The organism is Synechococcus sp. CCY9202 (assembly GCF_034931685.1).
GTDB lineage: Bacteria > Cyanobacteriota > Cyanobacteriia > PCC-6307 > Cyanobiaceae > CBW1002.
Genome location: NZ_JAYGID010000081.1, coordinates 20,240 through 42,343, shown reverse-complemented (window position 1 = coordinate 42,343; position 22,104 = coordinate 20,240). Strand labels below are relative to the sequence as shown.

The window sequence follows — 22,104 nt, the reverse complement described above, 5'->3', positions numbered from 1 at the left end:
ACCGGCATGCGCGCCCGCGTCACCCACACCCTCACGTACCGCTACAGCGCACCGGTGCTGCTCGGTCCGCACCGCTTCTGCCTGCGGCCCCGCGGCCACGGCTTTCAGCACCTGCGCTCCTTCGAGCTGAGCGTCACCCCCGAACCCAGCCGCCTCTATCCCCTGATCGCCGCCAGCGGCGATGAGATCCTGCGGGCCCGCTTCCTCGACTCCACCGAGTTGTTTGAGGTGAAGGCCACCAGTGTGGTGGACACCCTGGTGCCGGCACCCCTGACGGTCTGCCTCGAGGAGAACGAGCCGCTGCTGCCCTATCCGATGGGCCATCTCAACAGTGATCTGCTGGGAAGTCTCCAGGGCTGGCTACCGAATGGTCAGCACGATCCGGCGGCGGTGGACCTGGCCCAGGAGGCGCTGATGGGCTCCGACCAGCGGGCGCTGATGTTCCTGAACCAGCTGGTGGAGATCATCCAGGACCGGGTGAAATACACCCAGCGCCACATCGGCCCGGCCTGGCCGGCCGGCCGCACGCTCAAGGAGCGGGTGGGGTCGTGCCGCGACCTGGCGATGCTGATGATCGAGACCTGCCGCTGTGTGGGCCTGCCGGCCCGCTTCGTGAGCGGCTATCACCTGGTGGAGCCGAAGCCGAAACGCTACGACCTGCATGCCTGGGCGGAGGTGTACCTGCCGGGGGCCGGCTGGCGGGCCTTTGATCCCAGCGGCATGGGCGCCATCGACGACCGCTACATCCCGGTGGCCACCTCCTCGAAGCCCGAACTGACCGCCGCCGTGACCGGCAGCTTCTCCGGCCCACCCAAGGTGACCAGTGAGCTGGAGTGGAGCATCGAGGCCGAAGACCTGGCCATGACAGAGGCGCTGGCGGCCGTCTGACGAAGCCGAAGAGATGCCGAAACCCCCATCTTCGGTAGCGATTAGTGCAGCATCGCCACCCCAGCGGGGAGCATGAAGGGACCACCCTTTGATCCAGATGCGGCACTGTGCCGCGCCCTTTCCATGGTTCTTTCCCCCCAGTCCTCGGGCACGGCGTCCAGCCATGGCCTTGCCGAGGCGATGCGCCGGCATCTCTTCTACAGCCAGGCGAAGGCCCCGTCGCTGGCCACCAGCCACGACCACTACCGCAGCCTGGCCCTGGCGGTGCGCGACCGGCTGCTGCAGAGCTGGGTGGACACGGCCGAGTCCTACACCGAGCAGGGGGTGCGCACGGCCATCTACCTCTCGGCCGAGTACCTGCTGGGCCCCCACCTGGAGAACAACCTGGTCAACCTGGGGATTCGGGATGACGCCGAGGCCGCCTGTGAGGAACTGGGCCTTGATCTTGAGGACCTGATCGCCGAGGAGCCGGAACCGGGCCTGGGCAACGGCGGCCTCGGACGGCTAGCGGCCTGCTTCCAGGAGTCGATGGCCAGCCTGGAGCTGCCGGCGATCGGCTACGGCATCCGCTACGAGTTCGGCATCTTCCGCCAGGGAATCGGCCCCACGGGCCAGGTGGAGAGCACCGACCCCTGGCTGAGCCGCGGCAACCCCTGGGAGGTGATCCGGCCGGAGTGGAGCTACCCGGTGGAGATCGGCGGTCAGATCGTGCTGGGCGTGGCCTACGACACGCCGATCCTGGGCTACGGCGTGCACACCGCCAACACCCTGCGGCTGTGGTCGGCCCAGGCGCCCGACGACTTCGACTTCGCCTCCTTCAACGCCGGCGATTACCCCAAGGCGGTGCTGCGCAAGACCCAGTCGGAGACCCTCTCGAAGGTGCTCTATCCCAACGACGAGATGGAGCAGGGCAAGCGCCTGCGGCTCAGCCAGCAGATCTTCTTCGTGAGCTGCTCCCTGCAGGACATGTTCCGCATCCTGCAGGGGCAGGGCCTGGCGGTGACCGATTTCCACAAGAAGTTCGCCGTTCAGCTCAACGACACCCATCCGGCGATCGCGGTGGCGGAGCTGATGCGCCTGTTGATCGATGAGCACGGCGTCGACTGGGACACCGCCTGGACGATCACCACCGCCTCGATCAGTTACACGAACCACACGCTGTTGCCGGAGGCCCTGGAAACCTGGGGAGTGGAGCTGTTCGAGCAGTTGCTGCCAAGGCAGCTGGAGATCATCTATGAGATCAACTCCCGCTTCCTGCGCATGGTGCGGCTGCGCCATCCCGGCCAGCCCCATCTGCTGGAGCGGCTCTCCCTGATCGAGGAGGGCGAGCATCGCCGGGTGCGCATGGCCCACCTGGCCGTGGTGGGCAGCCAGCACGTCAATGGGGTGGCGGAGCTGCACAGCAAGCTGGTGAAGGAGCAGCTCTTCCACGACTTCGCCGCCCTCTGGCCGGAGCGGTTCTGCAACATCACCAATGGCGTCACACCGCGGCGCTGGCTGGCGGTGTCGAACCGGCCGCTGGCGGCCCTGCTCGATGAGGCGATCGGCTCGGGCTGGCGACGGGATCTCGATCAGCTGGAGCGGCTCGAGCCCCTGGCCAGCGACGCCGCCTTCCTGGAGCGCTGGCAGGGGGTGCGTGAGCAGGCGAAGCAGCGCCTGGCCCAGGCGATCCGTCAGGAGGCCGGGGTGCTGGTGGACACCACCTCCCTGTTCGACGTGCAGGTGAAGCGGATCCACGAATACAAGCGCCAGCACCTGGCCGCCCTGCAGATCGTGGAGCGCTATCTGCGCATCCGCAATGGCGAGCAGCTGCCGCCCCGCACCTTCATCTTCGGGGGCAAGGCGGCGCCGGGCTACGCCATGGCCAAGCTGATCATCCGCCTGATCGTGGGCATCGCCGAGATCGTCAACATCGATCCGGCCATGGATGGGCGCCTGCGGGTGGTGTTCCTACCCAACTTCAACGTCAAGCTGGCGCAGCGCATCTACCCGGCGGTGGATCTCTCCGAACAGATCTCCACCGCCGGCAAGGAGGCCTCGGGCACCGGCAACATGAAGATGGCTCTCAATGGCGCTCTCACCATCGGCACCCTCGATGGCGCCAACATCGAGATCCGCGAGCGGGTGGGCGAAGACAACTTCTTCCTGTTCGGCCACACGGCCGAGGAACTGGCCGTGATCAACCGGAACGGCTACCACCCGATGCCGTGGCTCGAGAACGACCCCGTGACCCGCGAAGCGATCGACCTGATCGGTTCGGGCCATTTCAGCGAGGGGGACCGCGACCTGTTCCATCCCCTGCTGGCTAATCTCTGCAGCAGCGACCCCTTCCGGGTGATGGCGGACATCGGCGATTACCGCCGTGCCCACAATGCCGTCGACGCGGCCTGGAGTGATCCGAGCCGCTGGGGCACCATGTCGGTTCTGAACACGGCCCGCTGCGGATTCTTCAGCAGCGACCGCTCCATCCGCGAATACGCCGAGCGGATCTGGCAGGTGGAGCCAGCACCGGTGCGAGCCTGCAATGTGGTGGGGGGTTCCGGCGACGGGCGCCATTCCTGAGGCCGTCCGGCAACGGTCGGTCGCTGTCCGCCCTACCACCCCTGGGTTCCGTCCTTCTTCAGCGCCACCGTTGTCCCAGCCTCCGGTCCACCACCACTCCTCGGTTCACGCCCCCGCCGCTGACAACCAGCCGGAACGAGCGTCGGCAGCCGCCGCGGCCGAGGCCCGGCTGAGGGCCGCCGGCATCCACCTCACCCTCGGCGGCGAGCCCACCTACGTGCCATTCGAGCCGGAGGGTGCCGAATGGAGCGTCTGCGCCGATGGCCCCACCAAGCTGCCGATCGCCCAGCGCCTGGCGCGGGAGCTGCAGCAGCAGGTGTGGCCGGGCAGCACCCTGCTGTATTGCCCCGGCAAGCGCTACGAGGGAGAGGTGAATCCCCGCTGGGCGCTACGGCTGATCAGCGGCCTTGAGGGCAGTCCACCGCCGGTGCGCTGGCCCGAACCCTGTCAGCCCGGTGATCTGGGCAAGCCTCTCACTGCCGCCGAGGCGACCGCCTGGCTGGCGGACCTGGGGGCGCGGCTGGGGGTGGAGCTGCATCCGGTCGAACTCAGCGACCCGCTGGATCCTCACCGGCGGGTGTGGGCCGTGCCACTCACCATCGACGATGCAACCCCACCGGAGGGCCGCGATCCCGAACACCCCGCCTGGCTGGCGGTGCCCTGGCCCCTGGCGAAGGTGCACCGCCAGCTCAGCGGTGCGCCCGGACCAGCCGGCCTGCGCCTGCCGCTTGAGCACTTCCCCGACCACGCCCCCCGCCAGGTGCTCACCCTGGAGGTGATCGAGTCTGATGGGGCGGTGGCTGCCGGCAGCTGGGATCTGTTTCTTCCCCCCCTGCTGAGCGAGCCCCTGGAGCTGCTGCTGCAGGCGGTGGCCGATGGCCTGGCGGATGCGGTGCCGGGCGCCCCCCTGGCGGCCCCGGCCCTGAGCGGCGTGCTGCCGAGCGATGGACCAGGGCGCTGGCAGGTGCTCGGCCTCACCGCCGATCCTGGCGTGCTGGAGGTGAACCTGCCCGTGTGCCACAGCTGGGCTGAGTACGACGGCTGGTTGCGGCGGCTGGAAATGGCCTGCACCACGGTGGGCCTGCGCAGCTGGAAGAGCGCCGGGGGCGGACGCCAGGAGAGCACCGGCGGCGGCAACCATCTGCTCTGGGGAGGCGCCAGCCTGGAGCAGAATCCCTTCTTCGGTCGACCGGCCTGGTTGAGCGGCATCCTGCGTTTTTGGCAGCACCATCCCAGCCTGGGCTACCTGTTCAGCGGCGCCTGCGTGGGGCCGGCCTCCCAGGCACCACGGCCGGATGAAGCGATCGGCTCCCTGTTTGACCTGGAACTGGCCTACAGCTGCATCGAGCAGGCGGATGCGGGCAACCCCGATGGTCCGCCCGACGCCGGCGCCGATCGCCGCAGCCTGATCGGCGAAACCCTGCGCCACCTCCATGCCGATCGCAGCGGCAACAACCACCGCAGCGAGATCAGCTTCGACAAGTTCTGGAATCCGGGGGCGCCGGCGGGCTGCCTGGGGCTGATCGAATTCAGGGCCCTGGAATCCCTGCCGCGGGTGGAGTGGAGCAGCGCCATCGCCCTGCTCTGGAGCTCCCTGGCGGCCCACCTGCTCGATCCTCGCCACCGGCCGGAGCAGCTGCGCCCCTGGGGCACTGAACTGCACGACCGCATGCTGCTGCCCAGCCAGCTGTGGGCCGATCTCGACACTGTGCTGGCGGCCCTGGCGGAGGATGGCCTTGGGCTCGATCCCACCCCCTTCCAGCAGCTATGGGACTGGCGCTTCCCGCCCCTGCTCGACTGGCAGGACGGCGCCGCCTGGCTGGAGATCCGCCCCGCCCTGGAACCCTGGCCCCTGATCTGCGACACCCCGGTGGAGGGGGGCTTCACCAGCCGCTTCGTGGATGCCTCGCTGCGCCGCCTGGAGATCCGAGCGAGCGGCAGCTTCCGCGATCACCACCACCTCCGTCTCAATGGCCGCCTGCTGCCGCTGGCGCCGCTGGCAGCGGGGGGTGAGGAACCACCGCTGGCGGTGCGCTACCGCCACCACAGGCTCTACCCCTGCATGCATCCGGCCATCGAGCCCCACATGCCGCTGGAGCTGAGCATCGAGCAGCACAGCCCCAACCCTGAGGGCAACCTGAACACGGTGGCCCGCTTCTGCCTCGACGACGACGGCACCACATTCCAACCGATCATCCGGAGTGGCTGGGTCGGCGAAGGCGATGCCCCTCCCTGGACCCTGCCCGCTGAAGGCCTCTGCACGGTGGACCTACGGCTGGCCTGAACCTGGAGTCGTCCGCCTCGGCACAACGGCAAGCGGGTCATGACTCGAGCGGAACGGGCGGCACCGGTCCCACCAAGGGATCGGGCGGCCCCCAGTCCCAGCATCCGCACCAGAAGTTCTCGGGCACGATCCGCCAGTTGTGGTCCCTGCTCGGCTGGGGTGGCAGATAGCGGCAGGAGAGCAGGCCATCGGCATCGAACGCCGCCGAGCGCCGCGCAAAACGGCAGTTGGCACAGGTCTGCTGAGAGAGCTGCAGGGACATGGCGGGGAGGCAAGGCGCTGCGGCAGACGCCAGAAGACCGCTGGCGGAAGTCCGCAGGCGGTTGAAGGAGGCCCAACCGTAGTGGCAGTTCGCCGATTAGGGATCCCGATAGGCAGCCGCGATGGCATGGCGCTGTTGCCTGGCCCCAAGCAGGGCATCGACACAGGCGCGGTCGAGCTTGCCGTCAGTCGCCATCTGAAGCAAGGTCGCCTCGGCCGCCTCCGCGGGAAGGGCGTCGTAGATGTCCGCCACCGCCACGATGCGGGCCTCCAGGGCAATGGCCCCGTTCTCCAGGCCGAAGGGATAGCCGCTGCCATCCAGCAGCTCGTGGCGGCCCGCCAGCATGCGATGCAGCATCTGCGCCTTGGGGCTGGCCACCAGGCGCAGCCCCGCGATCAGGGCGTCGACCAGCTCCACGCCACGCAGCACCTCAGCGTCCATGGCACGGCGCTCCTCCACGCTGAGGCGGCCGGGCTTGCTGGCCAGGGCGACGGTGGTGAGCTGCCGGCCCACATCGGCAAGGGAGGCGAAGCCATAGAGATCGGCGGCAAAGTCTGGGGGAAGTGGTCGACGGTGCCCCAGTTCCATGGCGATCAGACGGCTGTAGAGCGCCACACGCTCCACATGATCGGCACTGCCGCCCTCGGGAAGATCCGCCAGGTGCAGGGCCAGCTGCACCGCCTGCCGCAGCGCATGGACCAAGCCCATCTCCTGCAGGATCAGGCTGGCGCTGAGTTCCACCCAGGGTTGGAGCCGTTGCAACAGATCGGCCGTGAACAGACCCGGCTCAATCGCATTGAGAAAGAGAAAACCGAGCAGCTCACCGCCGCAATGGAGCGGCACGGTGTAGGAGCTGCGCCAGCCCTGCTGGAGCAGCCAGCGGGTGTGGAGCGAGATCGGGGGCAGCTCCGCCAGCATGTCGTCGATCACCCGACACTGGCGTGACGCGGCCAGCTGAGACAGGCTGGGGATGGTGGCGAGCTGATGGTCGTAGAAGGTGAGGTTGGGGGTGATGCAGCTGTGGCTCGCATAGGTGCTGAGCAGATCATTGCGGGGCTCATAGAGCGCGAAGGCCAGCCGCTCCACAGCCGGCACCTGCCTGCGAATCTGCCCGTGCAACTCAGCCAGACGCCTGTCCAGGGGCTGGCGGATGTCCAGGCTGGTGTAAGGCTGAGGAAACAGGGTGGCCATGCAGCTGACGGACCGAACCGGAAGAAGAACAACCTGTCCAGCAGATTCGTTGCCGGAACTGGAGCAGGGGACAGGGAACCCAGCTTCACTGTGTTCACCCCAGCCGGGGCGGGCCGGAACGCTCAATAAAGCGTTCCACTCCAACCATTAGATTCAAACCATCCAGGCCAGGCAGCAGCTCAGAACCCGGGCCCAGCAAGACGTGTCGATGCCCTCATCAACGCCGAAAACCAAGGGCGGTGATTCAGATGAAGGACGCATCCTGGCCAGCCTCAATGACCTGGCTGCGGCCAGCCTGGAGCTGGTTCACGACGCCATCCTGCTGATCGAGGCGACCAGCGGTGCGTTGATCGAGGCCAATCCAGCCGCCCGCCGGTTGCTTGGCAGCGGCTCGGGTGGACCAGGCGCCGCCAGCTCCAATCCCGCCGCCCCGGCGGATCCTGCGGTGCTGTCCGCTCTGCTGGCTCAGCTGCCGCCGCTGAGCCAGCTGCGGCAGCAACCCATGGGCCGCGCCGTGGCCCTGTGGACGGCAGCGGATCCAGGTCTGCCTGTGGAGCTGACCTATCGGCTGCAGGGCCTGGAGAGCGACAGCGGCTCTCTGGACGTGCTGCTGCTTGTGCTGCATCAGCCCCAGCCGCCGCTGGGGTCTCCGCCGGCCGTGCAGCTGCAGCACCTGAACGATCTGCTGAACGAAGCCGAACGGCAATCCCACATCGGCAGCTGGGAGCATGTGCACGCCACCGATGCGCTGGTCTGCTCCAGGGAGGCCCGCCGGATCTGGGGACTGGAGGACAGCGGCGATGAACCCTTGCGCTTCGCCAGCCTGCTGGCCCGGCTCGACCCCGACGATCAGACCAGGCTGCTGCACGCCTATGAACGAGCCATCCAGATCGGCGATCCGTTCCAGGTGGATTACCACCTGCAGCTGCCCCATGGCCCCCGCAGGACCCTGCGGCAGCAGGGCGAGACCGACTACGCCGCGAACGGCGAGCCGCTGCACACGGTCGGCACGCTGCAGGACATCACTGAGATCAACGCCCTGCAGGACCAGCTCGAGCAGGCCGCCTATACCGATCCGCTCACCGGACTGCCGAACAAGGCCGCCAGCCTGCGCCATCTCGAGCAGCTGCTGAAGGGGCGGCCCTACAACCAGTGCATCGGCCTGATCAACCTCGATCTCGACAGCTTCCAGTCGATCAACGACAGCTTTGGACCGGAGGCCGGCAACCACCTGCTCTCCGCCATGGCGATGTGGCTGCGCAACCGGCTGGAGCCCGACGACTGGATCGCTCGACTGGGCAGCGATGAATTCCTGGTGATCCGCGGCAACGGAACCAACTCCCTGGGAGATGCGGTGGCCCTGGCCAAGGAACTGCAGCAGTCGTTGATCCAGACGGCCCAGCTGGCCCCGCTGCTGCCGGTGCAACCCAGCGCCTGCTTCGGCGTGAGCACCTGCCCCGAACACGGCATCGACCCCCATCTGCTGCTGCAGGCCGCCAACACCGCCCTGATGGAGGCCAAACGCAGGGGCAGGAACCAGCTGCACCCCTATTCGACCAGCCTCAGCACCCGCATCCGCGAACAACTGGATCTGGAGATGCAGCTCAGCCATGCCGTGGAGCGCCAGCAGCTGCGGCTGGTGTATCAGCCCCAGGTGGATGGGGAGGGGCGGCTGATCGGCGCCGAAGCCCTGGTGCGCTGGTTCAAGACGCCCGCGACCTGCGTACCCCCGGATCAGTTCATCCCCCTGGCGGAGCGCTCGGGCCAGATCCACGCAATCGGCGCCTGGGTGGTGGAGGAAGCCTGCCGGCAGCTGCGGCAGTGGGACCTGCAGGGCCTGAGGCTGCCGCTGCTGGCCGTGAATGTGTCCGGCGTGCAACTGGAGCCGCAGGACCCACCCCTGGAGGCGGCCCTGGCAGCGGCCCTGGCACGGCATGCCATTCCCCCGCAGCGGATCGAGCTGGAGATCACGGAAACCGCCCTGATCAGCAATCCCCAGCAAGCGCGCCAGCAGCTGCAGCAACTGGCCCATCAGGGATTTCGCCTGGCCATCGACGACTTCGGCACCGGCTTCTCCTCCCTGGAGACCCTGCACGCCCTTGCGCTCAACAAGCTCAAGATCGATCGCTGTTTCATCAACGCCCTCGAGACCGACCTCACCGATCAGGTGATCGTGCGCGCCACGCTGTCGATGGCGCGGGAGCTGGGGCTGGAGACCCTGGCCGAAGGCGTGGAGACGGCTCAGCAGTGGCAGCTGCTCAAGCAGCTGGGCTGCACCAGCTTCCAGGGGTATTTCTTCGATCGCCCCCTGACGGCAGAGGCCTTTGCACAACGGCTGCTCGAGCCCCTCACCCCCTCCGCGCAGACCGCTTGAGCCCGGCGCAGACCGCCGGCTCGACCTGAATCGCGGGCAACCTTGCGAAGAAATGCTCCAGGACGTACCAAGCTGTGTCCCTCGTCAAACTGGCCGTAGCTGAAAGCCTTGGCCTGACTACAGTGGATGGATTCGGCACCGGGGAGGCTGGCTCGGGGTGACCATGGTCGGGCCTCAAGCGTCGTCGAATCCGCACGATCCCCTGCGAACCAAGGTCCCTCTGGTTCTCAGGGCCAGCGGCCCAGCGACCGAGAACCCTACCGACGAGCCGGCGGATCCATTCATCCCCCGCGCCCTCAGCCTCGCTGATGTGTTCCGCTACGCCCCGGAGGTCAGTGGCGACGACTACGTGCTGTTCGATCCCATAGCGCTCCGCTTCCTCGACTGCAACCGTTCCGCCCACGAACGGCTTGAGTACAGCCGGGAGGAATTTCTCGCCCTCGACCCCGCCGAGATCCAGGCCAACCACAACGAGGCCTGCGTCTGGCTCGCCAAACTGGCGGCCCGGATGCTGCAGGAAGGGCATGGCAGCTTTGCCTCCCTTCACCGCAGCAAAACAGGGCTGATCCGCAACGTGACCGTACGGTTTCTGCGGGTGCAGGTGGATCAGCAACCGATCATCCTGCAGGCCTTTCTGGATCAGACCGAGCAGGGGGAGATCAGCTGGAAGCTCGCCCAGATGAACCGGCAGCTGAGCGAAGCCGAAGAGATCAGCCACATCGGCAGCTGGGAGCTGATTCATGCCAGCGGTCATCTGAGCTGGTCAGATGAGACCTTCCGGATCTTCGAAGTCGATCCCAACGCCCCGCCCAACACCTACAAAAACTTCCTGACGCTGGTCCATCCTGACGATCGCAGGGCCGTGGACGCCGCCTATCAGAAGGCCCTCCTGAGCGGCAATGCCTATCGCATCCAGCATCGCCTGCTCTTCCCGGATGGACGCGAGAAACACGTGCTCGAGCGGGGCAAAACCACCTACGACAACCGGGGATGGCCGCTGACCACGATCGGCACCGTACAGGACGTGACCACCATGCACGAACTCGAGCGCCAGCTCGAGGATGCCGCCTACCGTGATTCACTCACCGATCTGCCCAACAAAGCCGCGACGCTGCGCCATCTGGAGGGGCTTCTGCAAAGCAAGACTTACAACGAATCCATCGCCCTGATCAATCTGGATCTCGATCAGTTCGATTCGGTCAACGAGACCTTCGGGCCCGAGGTCGGCAACCGGGTGCTCTGCTCCACCGCTCTGACGCTACGCGATTTGCTGCAGCCGGACGATTGGGTGGCCAGGCTGGGCAGCGACGAATTCCTGGTGATCCGCCATCGCGGCATCACCTCGCTGGGGGCGGCGGTCGAACTGGGGCACGCACTGCAGAGCAAGCTTGCGTCAGGCAGGCTCGTGGGCCAGACCCTGCCGGTGCAGCCCACCGCCTGCGTCGGCGTGAGCAGCTGCCCGGAGCATGGGAGTGATGCCCACACGTTGCTTCAGTGCGCCAATTCAGCCCTGATGGAAGCCAAGCGCCGTGGCCGCAACCAGATGCAGGCCTATTCCACAACTGTGAGCCAGCGACTGCGGGCCAGGCTGGAGATGGAAACCCAGCTGGAGCATGCCGTGGAACGGGGGCAGCTGCGCCTGCTCTACCAACCCCAGGTGGATGGGGAGGGGGTGATCGTGGGCGCCGAAGCCCTGGTGCGCTGGACCAATCACCAGGGGGTGACCATTCCTCCCGACACATTCATTCCACTCGCGGAGCAGACCGGCCAGATCCATGCGATCGGGGCCTGGGTGATCGAAGCAGCCTTCGCCCAGATCCTCAGCTGGCAGAACCAGGGACTGATCGTGCCGCCGATCGCCGTGAACGTCTCAGCCGTGCAACTCGAACCCCGCCTTCCCTCCCTGCCGGACACCGTGCGCTCGGCCATGCAGCGGCATGGCCTGGCAGCCAGGCAGGTGGAACTGGAGATCACCGAAACGGCCCTGATGGCCTATCCCAAGGAAGCGTCGGAACAGCTGAACGCTTTGACAGCAATGGGCTTCAAGCTGGCCATCGATGATTTCGGTACCGGCTACTCCTCTCTGGCCACGCTGCATTCGCTGCATCTGAGCAAACTCAAGATCGATCGCTGCTTCGTGGACCGCCTTGAGCAGACGATCACCGATCGCGTGATCTTGCGCGCCACCATCAGCATGGCGCGCGAACTGGGCCTGCGCACCCTGGCCGAAGGCGTGGAAACCGAGCAGCAGTGGAACCTGCTTCAGGAGCTGGGTTGCGATCTGTTCCAGGGGTACCTGTTCGATCGGCCCCTGCCCCCGGAGCAGTTCGCCAGCAAGTTGCAGGGCACCGCCGGTTGAACGACGGTGCCGAGCAGGCCTGCACGCACCAAGGCCCCTTACCAGCGGACGCCGTGAAGCTTCGGCAGGGGAGCGGTGCGGGAGGTGGTGGCGAACAGCCGGGGGATGTCATGGCTGTTGTAGACACGGAACTCCCGGACCACGCTGGCCCCCTCGTCGCGAACGGCCTGGTTGATCACCACTGAGCCATTGGGGTCCGAGACGGAACGGTGGAAGGTACCGGGGGGAATGCGGAGAATGTCGCCTCCGGTCTGCAAGCGCACGATGTGGAACGGATAGTTCCAGCCCAGGTTGACCAGATAGAAGGTGCGGCCGCCGTGCAGGGCGAGCAGGTTGTCCTCCTGGTGGGGATGCAGATAGAACTGCCAGGCGCCGGTCTCAGGATCATCCGGTGGGCTGATCGCCGGGCCGCTGTGAACCACCAGATCGCGGGCATTGGAGGTGGGCACGGTGATGTCGTAAAAGCGCACCGCCGGCGTATCGCGGAAGCGCTCGTAGGGAATCATTTCGAACATCGGCGCCGGCCTCGGCGCTGATCGTTCACGCTCCTGCTGCAGGGGCAGAGGGGAGGGATGGGCTGCCGCGGAGAGGGGGGTGGCGGTCATGGCAGGAGATCCGTATCGGACGGATCAAGGGCTGAGTGACTCCAGTGAACCGAACCGTTGGCCCCCTGGAACGTGGGCGTCACTACGGAATGCCGCCCAGCCTCGTCCAGTTCGGGCATTGACACCAGCCTGGCAACTGACGCTCCAACCAAGGCAAGCGGGGGAGAAGGACTCGCAGAATGCGGAGTGGTCGTCGGGGGACACCAGCCATGCAGCGCAGAGTCCCTGAGGGCCAGAACGACAACATTCCGCAGAGTTGAACCCGCAGATGACCACACAACCCATGGCGGCGCCCTGGATCCGGCTGTCCCTCGCCCTGCCCCTGCTGACTCTGCTGCTGGGCTCGCCCGCCGCGAATGCTCAGCAGGCGATCCGTGGCGGCAAACCCACCGTTTCGGTGCCGAACTTCAAGAACACCGTGACACAGCCAGCCTGGTGGTGGCAGGGCCCTGTGGCGACGGATCTGGCCGCGGCACTGGCCAACGAATTGCAGGCCACCGGCACCCTGCAGGTGGTGGAGCGGCAGCAACTGCAGGAGGTGCTGTCAGAGCAGGAACTGACTGAGCTTGGCATTGTGCGCCAGGGCACGAATGCGGCACAGAAAGGGCGAATGACCGGGGCGCGCTACATCGTGCTTGGCACCGTGACCTCCTACGACTCAACGGTGGATAGCAAGAGCTCGGGCAGCAACTTCGGCCTGCTGGGCTTCGGCACTCGCAAACAGCAGCTCGAAACCAAGGACTACGTGGCGATCGATGTGCGAGTGGTCGACAGCACCAGCGGCGAGGTGGTGGGCCGTCGCACCGTTGAAGGACGGGCGAGCAATGTGAGCGAGGCGCGCGAATCAGGGGGGAGTCTCCTGCCGGCGGCCGGACTGGCTCTCTATCTGGCACCGAACATGGGGCGGACAGGCCAGGCACTCACCGGCGCCGCAGGCACATTGAATTTCGGCAACAACAGCAGCGAAACACAACGCACACCGGCGGCGAAAGCGATCCGTGCGGCACTTGTGGAAGCCTCGGATTACGTGAGTTGCCTGCTGGTGCCTCAGGGAGACTGCATGGCCCGCTATGAGTCTCAGGACTTCGAGCGACGCCAGCGCACCCGGGGCACGCTGCAGCTGGAGTGATTGCCGGACAAGCAAGGCATCGGGCAGGCGGGAAGCAGGACAGGCGCCACTGCAACCCGCCGCCCTTCGGAGTCAAGCCGATTGGCGGCTCACTCCTCGTCGTCGACGCCGCCGACCGGCACGAGACGGATCTGCTTGCGGCCGAGCTTGATTTCAAACTCTTCGCCGGGCTGCAGGCCGAGCATGGCGGTGTAGGCCTTGCCCACCAGGAGGTTGCCGTTGAACTGCACCTTGGTGATGTAGCTCAGCTTGCGGCCGCCTTTGCCAACACCTTTGCTGCCGCCGTCGCCGAGGCTGACGCCCTTGGCTTCGAGCAGAGCTTCGTAGAAGGCAGTGAAGTTCAGCCGCTCGCTGCCGTCTTTCTTGGTGCTGACGTAGCCGCAGCTGCGGACCAGTTCGGACTTGGAGACATCGCCCAGTTCCTTGACCTTGGCGAGTAGATCGGATCCCGTGAGCATTGGGTCGATGTGATGAACGCATTAAACATAGCGGGTCATCGTCATTCAGGCAGCTACGGAGGTCCTACACGATGCGACCGATCACCTGGCCGAGCGTTCATTCCGACCCGTGGTGGGATCGAGCCACTCCGCCAGAACGGCCAGCGGAATCATCGGCAGCATCGGCAATGCACAGATCCACCACTGCGTCATGCCCAACGGTGCCGTTCCGAAGAAGGCGTTCATCCAGCCGAGCTGACTGAACACCACCTGGAACAGCATCGCCAGACCCAGACCCAGCATCAACACCGGCGCCTGGGTGAACTGTTGCCAACCACGACGGATCCAGCGCATCGGTTGCTTGCCGATCTGGGAGATGCTCAGCAGATACACCACCTGAGACAGCACCAATCCCTGGATCGCCATCGTGCGCGACAGCGCCAGAGAGCTGCCCTGCGCCTGTCCCCAGGAAAAGAGCGAGAAGATCAGCGCCCAGTTGAACAGGGAGATCAGAAGCACCCGCTGGATCAGGGCGGGGGTGAGCAACGGCTGGCCCGGCGGCCGGGGGGGCTGCTGCATCAGCAGGGGCGCCTTGGGCTCGAAGGCCAGCGGCACCGACATCAGCAGGGCATTGATCATGTTCAGCCAGAGCACCTGCAGCGCCGTGACCGGTAGCTCCAGGCCGAACAGGGCCGCAAACAGGATCGTCATCGAGGCGCCCCCGTTCACGGGCAGCACGAAGGCCAGGGTCTTGCGCAGATTGAGCGCGATGGCGCGCCCCTCCTCCACCGCCGCCTCGATCGAGGCGAAGTTGTCGTCGGTGAGCAGCATGTCGGCGGCCTCGCGGGCCACCTCGGTGCCGCCGCGGCCCATGGCGATGCCGATATCGGCCTGCTTGAGCGCAGGGGCATCGTTGACGCCATCGCCGGTCATCGCCACCACGGCTCCACCGGCCTGCAGGGCTCGCACCAGGGCCAGCTTCTGGATCGGGGCCACCCGGGCGAAGACATCGGTTTCACCCACGCAGGCCGCCAGCTGATCGGGGCTCATCGCCTCCAGCTCCCGACCCTCCAGAGCCCGCACCTCCCGCCCCTGCCCCGCAGCGGCGGGCCGGCCCAGGCCGATCTGACGGGCGATCGAACGGGCGGTTTCGATGTGATCCCCCGTGATCATCTTCACGGTGATGCCAGCGGCCTGACAGGCCGCCACCGCCTGGATCGCCTCCGGCCGGGGCGGATCGAGCATGCCCTGCAGCCCCAGAAACACCAGATCAGCAGCCACGTCGTCGGGTTCAAGCCGCGTCTGGCGTGGTTCGGCCCGCCCCACCGCAAAGGCCAGCACCCGCTGACCGCGGCCGGCCATGGCCGTCACCACTGCCTCGATCCTCGACACCCCGAGGGGTTCCTCACGGCCATCGGCCGCCAGCTGGTGGCTGCAGCGGGCCAGCACCGTTTCCACCGATCCCTTCACCAGGATCCGCTCGTTGCCGTGCAGGGTGGCCATGAACTGCTGCTCCGCCGCAAAGGGAATGGCATCGCGGCGCGGGTGGCGATCGAGGGAGCGGTCCCGGTCGAGTCCGGCGGACTGGGCCGCCACCAGCAGGGCGGTTTCGGTGGGATCCCCCAGCAGGGTCTGATCGTGGCTGGGGCGGGCGTCGTTACAGAGAAGGCCCGCCAGCAGGGTTTCGCGCAGGGCCACGTTGGCGGCGAGGGGATCGGCCGTGTGGGCTGCGACGGGCTGGGGTTCGGCGGGGGCGGGAGTCGCCCCGGGGGCTTCGGGCCAGAGCTCCTCCAGCCGCAGCACCACCCCTCCCGCGTACACCTCCCGCACCGTCATCCGGTTCTGGGTGAGGGTGCCGGTCTTGTCGGAGCAGATCACGGTGGTGCTGCCCAGGGTTTCCACCGCCGGCAGCTTGCGGATGATCGCGTTGCGGCGGGCCATCCGGTTCACCCCGATCGCCAGGGTGATCGTCACGATCGCCGGCAGTTCTTCGGGAATCGCCCCCACCGCCAGGGCCACCGCGCCATCGAACATCTCGGCTGGAGCGCGGCCCCGCAGCAGCCCCACCAGGAAAGTGAGCACGGCCAGCACCAGGATGAAGCGCAGAATCGTGGTGCTGAAGCGGGCGAACTTCCGGGTCAGCGGCGTGCTCAGGTTCACCTGCTCCTGCAGCGAGGTGGAGATGCGTCCCACCTCGGTGGCATCGGCCGTGGCCACCACCAGGCCCTGGCCCTGGCCAGCGGTGATGAAACTGCCGGCATAGGTCATGCCGCTGCGCTCCGCCAGGGGGGTGTCCAGGGGTGCGGCGGCCGTGCCCTTGGCCACAGGCAGGGATTCGCCGGTGAGGGCGGATTCATCGACCCGCAACGAACGGGCCTGCAGCAGCCGCAGGTCGGCCGGCACCTTGTCGCCGGCCTCGAGCTGCACCAGGTCACCGGCCACCAGCTGCTCGGAGGGCAGACGCTGGGGCTGGCCGCCGCGGATCACGGTCACCTCCGTGCGCACCGAGCGGGCCAGGGCGGCGATGGCGGTTTCGGCCCGGCTCTCCTGCACGTAGCCGATCACGGCATTGATCAGGGTGACGCTCCAGATCACCAGGGCCTCGCGCGGATCACCGATCAGGGCCTTGATCGCCCCCACCGCCAGCAGGGTGTAGAGCAGCGGATCGTGGAACTGGCCGATGAAGCGCAGCCAGCCCGGCTGCCCGCCGCGACTGGTGAGAGCATTGGGGCCCTGGCGCCGCAGCCTGGCTTCCGCCTCGGCGGCCGCCAGGCCTGCACTGGAATCACTGCCGAGCCTGGTCAGCAGCTCCGGGCCGGCACGGGCATGGGCATCGATCAGCTCCTCCTGCGCGGACTGGGCCTGGAGACCCGGCGGAGCGGACGGCAGCGTGCTCATCGGGATCCGGCAGGTGCCCGAACCCTATCGATCAGGCGCCGAGGGGGGAACGGCAACGGAACTGGGCGCCTCGATGGTCTTGACGACCCTCTGGGGGAAGGGAATCTCGATGCCCGCCGCGTCAAAGGCCTTCCACACGGCCATATTCACCTCGCTGCAGATCGAGACGTTGTCCATCGGGTTGGCGATCCAGAAACGCAGGGCGTAATCGATCGACGATTCGCCATAAGCGAGCACCAGCGCCTTGGGCGGCGGCGAGGGCAACACACGCGCCTGGGCCCGGGCCGTGGCCTCCAGCAGCGCCACCACCTGCTCGGGATCATGGCGATAGGCCGCTCCCACACTGACCTGGGAGCGCCGCATGCGATCGCTGCCGGTGTAGGTCGTGGTGGTGCTGGTGAAGAAGGTCTGGTTGGGGATCACCAGCTCGGCGTTGTCGCGGTCGCGCCAGAGCACCGCCGCCCGCAGACCGAGGCTGCGCACCTCGCAGGGATCCCCATCGATGAACAGCACTTCACCGGGCCGCACCGACCCCTCGAACAGCAGCCAGAGGCCGCTGACGAAATTGGAGAACACCTCCTTGATGCCAAAGCCCAGCCCCACCGAGAGCCCGCCGGCGATCGCCAGGATCGCGGTGGCATTGAGGCCGAGATGGCTGCAGACCCAGATCACGCCGATCGCCACCACGAGGTAGCGGAACAGCAACTGCACGGCACGGCGACTGCCCTCATCGATCTCGAGCACCTTCTTGACCAACAGGGCCAGGGCCGCCGCCAGAGGGCCTGAGCCCACCACCACCAGATAGAGGATCACCAGCGCCAGAAACAGCCTGCTCAGATCCAGCGGCACTCCGAACCAGGTGCCGACTGAGATCAGCGCCAGATCGTCGAGGGTGTCGAGTTGGTCGATCAGGGCTATTCCCGCCAGCACCAGAAAAGCCGGACGAATCAGACGACTCTGCAGCTGATGCAGGAGTCCGGAAGGGAGCACCTTCGTCAGCAGGAGCTGCAGCAGATCCAGCCCGAACCAGGCTGCACGCAGCTGCAGCAGAAGCAGGGCCAACCCGTAGGGCTGACCAGCCCAGGCCAGCAGGCCAATTCCCAGACCGATCAGAGCCAGGGTGAGGGGCAGAAGCAGAGGAACCAGAGGAGAGCGGCGGCGCAACCGCCTTCGCAACAGATGCAGCCCCACCAGAGGCAGGAGCACCAGCAACACCTGGCCCAGCACGGAGGGCCGCTCGAGATAACCGAACCAGCCGAAGAAATCCTGCAGCAACTGCATCATGGGCTGGCCGGGAGGGAAGGCAGAGGCCGGAGATCGCGGATCAGGGCCTCGGTGGCCGCCTCAGGGCTGAGGGCACCGAACACCAGCTGCACCAGGGTCTGGGCCAGCGCGTCCAGACGGGGATCCCCAGGATCGAGCAGATCCAGCAACGGCTCGGTGGCATTCGATTGGCGCTGGGATTCCACCAGGGCCTCCAGGGTCGAGGAGCTGCTCACCGGTGGCGGCACGAACCTGTTCACCGGCAGCAGGGAGAAGGTGCCGATCGTCATGCTGCGCTGAATCAGGGGATTGATCGCAAAGCTCGCCATCGCCATGGCAATCCGGCGCTGATCCGGGCTGGAGCCCTTGCCGAGCACCATCACCCGCTCCCGCGAAATCGGGGTGGGCTCACCGCCGGGGCCGGAGGGCATGGTCGCGACCCCCAGCCGCGGACCCAGCTGGCGCTGGAGGGTCGTGAAGTTGGTGCTGCTGCAGCCGATCCAATCGAGCCGGTCGTGGAGGAAGTCGTCCAGCACCTGACCCTGATCGGCATAGAAGGTGACCCGCTGCTGCAGGCTGGCGGACTGCAACCAGCGCAGCCAGCCCAGCAGCCGCTGGCGCAGCTCCGGCTGGAGTGGTTTGCCCTGCATCACCGTGACGAGGGCCTGATTGGCGCCGAGGGCACCGGCCGTCCAGTAGATGTTGATCGGATTGGTGGCCAGCCCCACCCGCAGGCCCTCTGCACTGGCCTGCAGCAGCTCCTCAAGAGTGGCTGGACTGGTCTTCAGCTTGCTGCGGTTGAAGCAGATCACCTCGGGGAAATACAACAGAGGCACGCCGCTCAGCCGCCCATTCGGCAGTCGCAGGCGAGCGAGGGATGCCGGATGGAACTGCTGCTGTTCCTGCGCCGTCAGCTGCACGGAGTCGGAGAGACCCATGGCATGCAGATCACCGGCGATCAGTCCACTGGCCACCAGCAGGTCAGGACCGAGACCGCTGCGCACCCTGGCTTTCAGTTTCGGGATGAGGCTGTCACTGCGGAACAACTGCAGCTGCACCGTCACGCCGGGATGAACGGTGCGGAATGAATTGGTGAGACTTTGAACCCGTTTGGTCAGATCCCCATAGGCCTCAGGGTTGAGGATTCGGTCCGGGTCGATCACGATTCCCATGTAGAGGGTGCCCCTCAGCTGCGGACCGGACACCAGCTCCAGGCTCCCCAGGGCCATGCCCTGGAGCTTCGAGCGCAGTGCAGGGCTGGCGGAATCACCATCCCGGCCGAGCCACTGCACCGCGCTCCTCAGCGACAAGCCCCCGATCACCAGCAGCAGCACCGCCAGGGGCAGGGCCACAGGGGAATGGTGCCGGAGCCACAGCTGCAAGCGTCGCTTCTGCCAAGGCCGCTCAGCCATCCGTCAGGTGCCCACCCGCGTGGCCCGCAGTTCGAGCACCGTGGGGCCCACCCAGTAGCTGCCGGGATCGGAGCGTGCCGCCGCCATTTCCGCCGCCGCCTCCTCGGCATCGGCCTCGCTCCAGCGGCCCTGGCGGATCAGCTCCTCGCCGTAGAGGCTCACGAACCGCTCCATCCATTGAGACCAGCCATCGCCGCCGCGTCCCAGCACCGGCAGGGGCCGCAGATCGTCGATGCGGAAGCCACGGCTCACCAACAGGGCCGGCAGGCGCCGGTTGACATCCTCATCGCCACCGGCCTCGCGGAAGCTGGCCCGCACGGCCCTGCCGAAGCGGTCCACGGCCTCGCCATAGGGGTGCAGGGCGAAGGTGTCCCAGTGCACGTACTCATGGGCCACGAAGCGGCCGCCCGGCTTCAGGCCCTCCCCCAGCAGGGCCAGAAAGGGCTCCAGCCGGGGGAGGAACATGGCCAGCCAGCGGCTCCAGGCCAGATCGAAGCTGCCGGCCTCCCGCCCCCAGTCGAACGGGCCATCGCCGGCGAGATCGTGGCGGCGCACCTCCAGCTGCGCGAGGTTGGCGGCGGCAGCCGCCGCACGGGCGTGGTCCACGTAGGTGTCGCTGTGCTCCAGAGCCAGCACCCGCCCTTTCGCCCCCACCGCCCGGGCGAGCTCCACACTGCAGAAGCCCGGTCCAGCCCCCAGATCGAGCACCCGCTGACCCGGTGCCAGCTGGGACCGCTCCCAGGCTGCCTGGGCCAGGGGCAACCAGACCTCATGCTGCAGGCGCAGCCGCTCCCGCTCGGGTGGCTCGGTTCCGAGCACGTAGGCGGCGGCGGCCACGCTGGTCAGTCCTCGGGGTAGAGCAGCGAGGCCAGTTCGTCGGGATCGACGTCGTAGACGCGGGCCAGGGTGGTTTCGATGGCGCTGGTCACCACGTCGGGCAGAAAGCGCATCGCATTCAGGGCATCGTCGGCGATGTCCTCGGTGAGCAGGGGCTCACCACCGAGCTTCTCGTCGTTGATGACGGCCATCACCCAGCTCTGGTAGGCGGTCACCAGATCGGCGAACTCGAGCTCCGGGTCGTTGAGATCCAGGGGCATCAGGCGTCTCCAGGGACGTTGCCTCTGCAGTTTGCCCGCTGGCGGCGACCTTGGCGGGAAGATGGGCCGATGGCTTCCGATTCCCAGGCCTCAGCTGCGGCGCTGCAGGCCACCCTGTTCGACTTCGCCATCGCCGAACTGGTGCGTCAGCACCGCCAGAGCTTTGCGCCCCTGTGGACCCGCGACAGCTGGGCGAAACTGCTGATCTGGCTGGCGCTCAACTGCGGCGCCGGCCACGATCGTGACGACCTGGAGGCCTTCGCTGCCGCCCTGGGGCCGGTGCTGACCCGCCGGATGCGGCGCCTGTTCTTCGAGCGGGAGCTGGAGGATCTGGGTCTGCAAGTGATGGCGGATCCGGCCGAGCAGCAGGTGCTGGTGCTGCCCCTGGCGGGCGAGGGGCCGGTGGATCGGCAGGCGGCGGCAGCGGCCCTGGAGCAGCTGGGCCTGAGTGAGCGGGTGGTGGAGCCGGAGCGCTGGCAGGCCCTGGAGGCCGTGCTGGCGGTGCCCTGGGCCCAGAACGGGAACGGACACGGCGACGCCCCCGGCAGCGCGGGCGGCACGGACGGCACGGACGGCACGGACGGCACGGCTGGAGAGGGCCCATGCGCCTGATCGCCTCTTACCGGAATGCCGGCTACGAAGCCCTTGCCGATGGGGTGATCGCCTTCTTCGATCGCCGCCCCGACCTGCAGCGCCGCGGTGTGGCCTTCTCCTCAGGCGGCGCAGAGGGGCAGAGCACAGAAGGCCAGGGCACGGCAGCGGCCGGCGGCGACCAGGAGCCCGACAAGATCTCCACCGACATCAGCCTGGTGGCCATCGACCGCAGCGATCCGGAGGCCTTTGCCCTGGCGGAGGTGATCGTGCGCGGTGTGACCGCCGGCCTGAACCAGTACCTGAAAGAGCGTCCCTTGCTGCGCCAGTGCTGCCCGGAGCAGGCCCTGTTCGTCAACCCGATCTTCAACCTGCAGCGGTACGCCCCCGGGGAAGGCTTCAGGAGCTGGCACTGCGACTGGACCCTGAGCGAGGAGGCCACCGAGCCGAATCGCCGCGTGCTCGCCTGGATCCTCTATGGCAACAGCCTGCCGGAGGGGGGCACCGAGTTCCACTGGCAGGAGCACCACGAGGAGGCCGAGCGGGGCAAGCTCGTGATCTTTCCGGCCGGGCTCTCCCACATTCACCGGGGTCGGGTGAGTCCAACCCACACCAAAACGATCGCCACCGGCTGGATCAATGCCGGCCGGCTGGAGGATTACCTGGCGAGGCTGGCGGAGGGCTGAGCTGGGGCGCCGCCGAAGCAAGCGCAGGGACGGGGTCGCTTTGAGACCATGGGGCCACCGCCGGTG

The 22,104-nt window shown here is 67.3% G+C and carries 17 protein-coding genes; 8 read left to right on the top strand and 9 right to left on the bottom strand.

All coding sequences use genetic code 11. The features are described 5' to 3' along the window. Positions 1-6 precede the first annotated feature (6 nt). The 3 genes from VB777_RS10950 to VB777_RS10940 all read left to right on the top strand — a co-directional run bounded on the left by VB777_RS10950 (position 7) and on the right by VB777_RS10940 (position 5,734). Positions 7-888 carry a transglutaminase family protein gene (locus tag VB777_RS10950; RefSeq protein ID WP_323248897.1) on the top strand — a complete coding sequence of 294 codons (882 nt, stop codon included), beginning with the start codon at positions 7-9 and terminating at the stop codon, positions 886-888. Positions 889-1,011: 123 nt separating this feature from the next. Then, entirely contained in the window at positions 1,012-3,450 is a 2,439-nt protein-coding gene (locus tag VB777_RS10945) for a glycogen/starch/alpha-glucan phosphorylase (RefSeq protein ID WP_197158210.1), read from the top strand. Between the two features lie 70 nt (positions 3,451-3,520). Beyond that, positions 3,521-5,734 (top strand): transglutaminase family protein, encoded by a 2,214-nt coding sequence (locus tag VB777_RS10940; protein ID WP_323248895.1) that lies wholly within the window; start codon positions 3,521-3,523, stop codon positions 5,732-5,734. Positions 5,735-5,771: 37 nt separating this feature from the next. Here the strand turns inward: VB777_RS10940 and VB777_RS10935 are convergent, their stop codons facing one another. After that, a complete protein-coding gene (locus tag VB777_RS10935; RefSeq protein WP_323248893.1) occupies positions 5,772-5,996 on the bottom strand; it encodes a hypothetical protein in 225 nt (74 codons plus the stop codon). Between the two features lie 96 nt (positions 5,997-6,092). Beyond that, positions 6,093-7,187, bottom strand: coding sequence for an HD-GYP domain-containing protein (locus VB777_RS10930; protein WP_197158204.1), 1,095 nt, complete (start codon positions 7,185-7,187; stop codon positions 6,093-6,095). Between the two features lie 208 nt (positions 7,188-7,395). Between VB777_RS10930 and VB777_RS10925 the strand changes: the two genes are divergently transcribed. Both VB777_RS10925 and VB777_RS10920 read left to right on the top strand, forming a co-directional pair. Continuing rightward, positions 7,396-9,561: a putative bifunctional diguanylate cyclase/phosphodiesterase gene (locus VB777_RS10925; protein ID WP_323248890.1), complete on the top strand. Its 2,166-nt coding sequence runs from the start codon at positions 7,396-7,398 to the stop codon at positions 9,559-9,561. 163 nt (positions 9,562-9,724) lie between these two features. Continuing rightward, positions 9,725-11,920: a putative bifunctional diguanylate cyclase/phosphodiesterase gene (locus tag VB777_RS10920; RefSeq protein WP_323248888.1), complete on the top strand. Its 2,196-nt coding sequence runs from the start codon at positions 9,725-9,727 to the stop codon at positions 11,918-11,920. Positions 11,921-11,958: 38 nt separating this feature from the next. Here VB777_RS10920 and VB777_RS10915 read toward each other — a convergent pair whose 3' ends face one another. Beyond that, a complete protein-coding gene (locus VB777_RS10915; RefSeq protein ID WP_197159013.1) occupies positions 11,959-12,435 on the bottom strand; it encodes a redox protein in 477 nt (158 codons plus the stop codon). Positions 12,436-12,793: 358 nt separating this feature from the next. Here VB777_RS10915 and VB777_RS10910 point away from each other — a divergent pair, with 358 nt between their 5' ends. Then, complete coding sequence (locus tag VB777_RS10910; protein ID WP_197158199.1) at positions 12,794-13,654, top strand: CsgG/HfaB family protein; 861 nt, start codon at positions 12,794-12,796, stop codon at positions 13,652-13,654. A gap of 89 nt (positions 13,655-13,743) precedes the next feature. Here VB777_RS10910 and VB777_RS10905 read toward each other — a convergent pair whose 3' ends face one another. From VB777_RS10905 to VB777_RS10880, 6 genes are all read right to left on the bottom strand, one after another. Beyond that, positions 13,744-14,112, bottom strand: coding sequence for an AbrB family transcriptional regulator (locus VB777_RS10905; RefSeq protein ID WP_323248886.1), 369 nt, complete (start codon positions 14,110-14,112; stop codon positions 13,744-13,746). Between the two features lie 81 nt (positions 14,113-14,193). Continuing rightward, entirely contained in the window at positions 14,194-16,989 is a 2,796-nt protein-coding gene (locus tag VB777_RS10900) for an HAD-IC family P-type ATPase (protein ID WP_323248884.1), read from the bottom strand. A 24-nt stretch (positions 16,990-17,013) separates the two neighbouring features. Beyond that, entirely contained in the window at positions 17,014-18,273 is a 1,260-nt protein-coding gene (locus VB777_RS10895; protein ID WP_323248882.1) for a mechanosensitive ion channel family protein, read from the bottom strand. After that, positions 18,270-19,664, bottom strand: coding sequence for an extracellular solute-binding protein (locus VB777_RS10890; protein ID WP_323248880.1), 1,395 nt, complete (start codon positions 19,662-19,664; stop codon positions 18,270-18,272). Before VB777_RS10890 ends, VB777_RS10895 begins: the two co-directional genes overlap by 4 nt. Positions 19,665-19,667: 3 nt before the next feature. Further along, the gene (locus tag VB777_RS10885) at positions 19,668-20,501 is read right to left on the bottom strand and encodes a methyltransferase domain-containing protein (protein ID WP_323248879.1); all 834 of its coding nucleotides are present in this window, start codon (positions 20,499-20,501) and stop codon (positions 19,668-19,670) included. Positions 20,502-20,506: 5 nt separating this feature from the next. Then, the gene (locus VB777_RS10880; protein ID WP_197158187.1) at positions 20,507-20,761 is read right to left on the bottom strand and encodes a hypothetical protein; all 255 of its coding nucleotides are present in this window, start codon (positions 20,759-20,761) and stop codon (positions 20,507-20,509) included. A gap of 69 nt (positions 20,762-20,830) precedes the next feature. Between VB777_RS10880 and VB777_RS10875 the strand changes: the two genes are divergently transcribed. Next, positions 20,831-21,373, top strand: coding sequence for a protein phosphatase (locus VB777_RS10875; protein ID WP_323248877.1), 543 nt, complete (start codon positions 20,831-20,833; stop codon positions 21,371-21,373). Further along, entirely contained in the window at positions 21,364-22,038 is a 675-nt protein-coding gene (locus VB777_RS10870) for a 2OG-Fe(II) oxygenase (protein WP_323248875.1), read from the top strand. Before VB777_RS10875 ends, VB777_RS10870 begins: the two co-directional genes overlap by 10 nt. The last annotated feature ends 66 nt before the right edge of the window (positions 22,039-22,104 follow it).

What these genes read in the sequence shown, in the direction of transcription:
- VB777_RS10905 (WP_323248886.1), bottom strand. Translation starts at nt 14,112, where the DNA reads ATGCTCACGGGATCCGATCTACTCGCCAAGGTCAAGGAACTGGGCGAT.
- VB777_RS10880 (WP_197158187.1), bottom strand. Translation starts at nt 20,761, where the DNA reads ATGCCCCTGGATCTCAACGACCCGGAGCTCGAGTTCGCCGATCTGGTG.
- VB777_RS10950 (WP_323248897.1), top strand. Translation starts at nt 7, where the DNA reads ATGCGCGCCCGCGTCACCCACACCCTCACGTACCGCTACAGCGCACCG.
- VB777_RS10925 (WP_323248890.1), top strand. Translation starts at nt 7,396, where the DNA reads ATGCCCTCATCAACGCCGAAAACCAAGGGCGGTGATTCAGATGAAGGA.
- VB777_RS10945 (WP_197158210.1), top strand. Translation starts at nt 1,012, where the DNA reads ATGGTTCTTTCCCCCCAGTCCTCGGGCACGGCGTCCAGCCATGGCCTT.
- VB777_RS10915 (WP_197159013.1), bottom strand. Translation starts at nt 12,435, where the DNA reads ATGTTCGAAATGATTCCCTACGAGCGCTTCCGCGATACGCCGGCGGTG.
- VB777_RS10890 (WP_323248880.1), bottom strand. Translation starts at nt 19,664, where the DNA reads ATGGCTGAGCGGCCTTGGCAGAAGCGACGCTTGCAGCTGTGGCTCCGG.
- VB777_RS10900 (WP_323248884.1), bottom strand. Translation starts at nt 16,989, where the DNA reads ATGAGCACGCTGCCGTCCGCTCCGCCGGGTCTCCAGGCCCAGTCCGCG.
- VB777_RS10920 (WP_323248888.1), top strand. Translation starts at nt 9,725, where the DNA reads ATGGTCGGGCCTCAAGCGTCGTCGAATCCGCACGATCCCCTGCGAACC.
- VB777_RS10870 (WP_323248875.1), top strand. Translation starts at nt 21,364, where the DNA reads ATGCGCCTGATCGCCTCTTACCGGAATGCCGGCTACGAAGCCCTTGCC.
- VB777_RS10935 (WP_323248893.1), bottom strand. Translation starts at nt 5,996, where the DNA reads ATGTCCCTGCAGCTCTCTCAGCAGACCTGTGCCAACTGCCGTTTTGCG.
- VB777_RS10930 (WP_197158204.1), bottom strand. Translation starts at nt 7,187, where the DNA reads ATGGCCACCCTGTTTCCTCAGCCTTACACCAGCCTGGACATCCGCCAG.
- VB777_RS10875 (WP_323248877.1), top strand. Translation starts at nt 20,831, where the DNA reads ATGGCTTCCGATTCCCAGGCCTCAGCTGCGGCGCTGCAGGCCACCCTG.
- VB777_RS10895 (WP_323248882.1), bottom strand. Translation starts at nt 18,273, where the DNA reads ATGATGCAGTTGCTGCAGGATTTCTTCGGCTGGTTCGGTTATCTCGAG.
- VB777_RS10910 (WP_197158199.1), top strand. Translation starts at nt 12,794, where the DNA reads ATGACCACACAACCCATGGCGGCGCCCTGGATCCGGCTGTCCCTCGCC.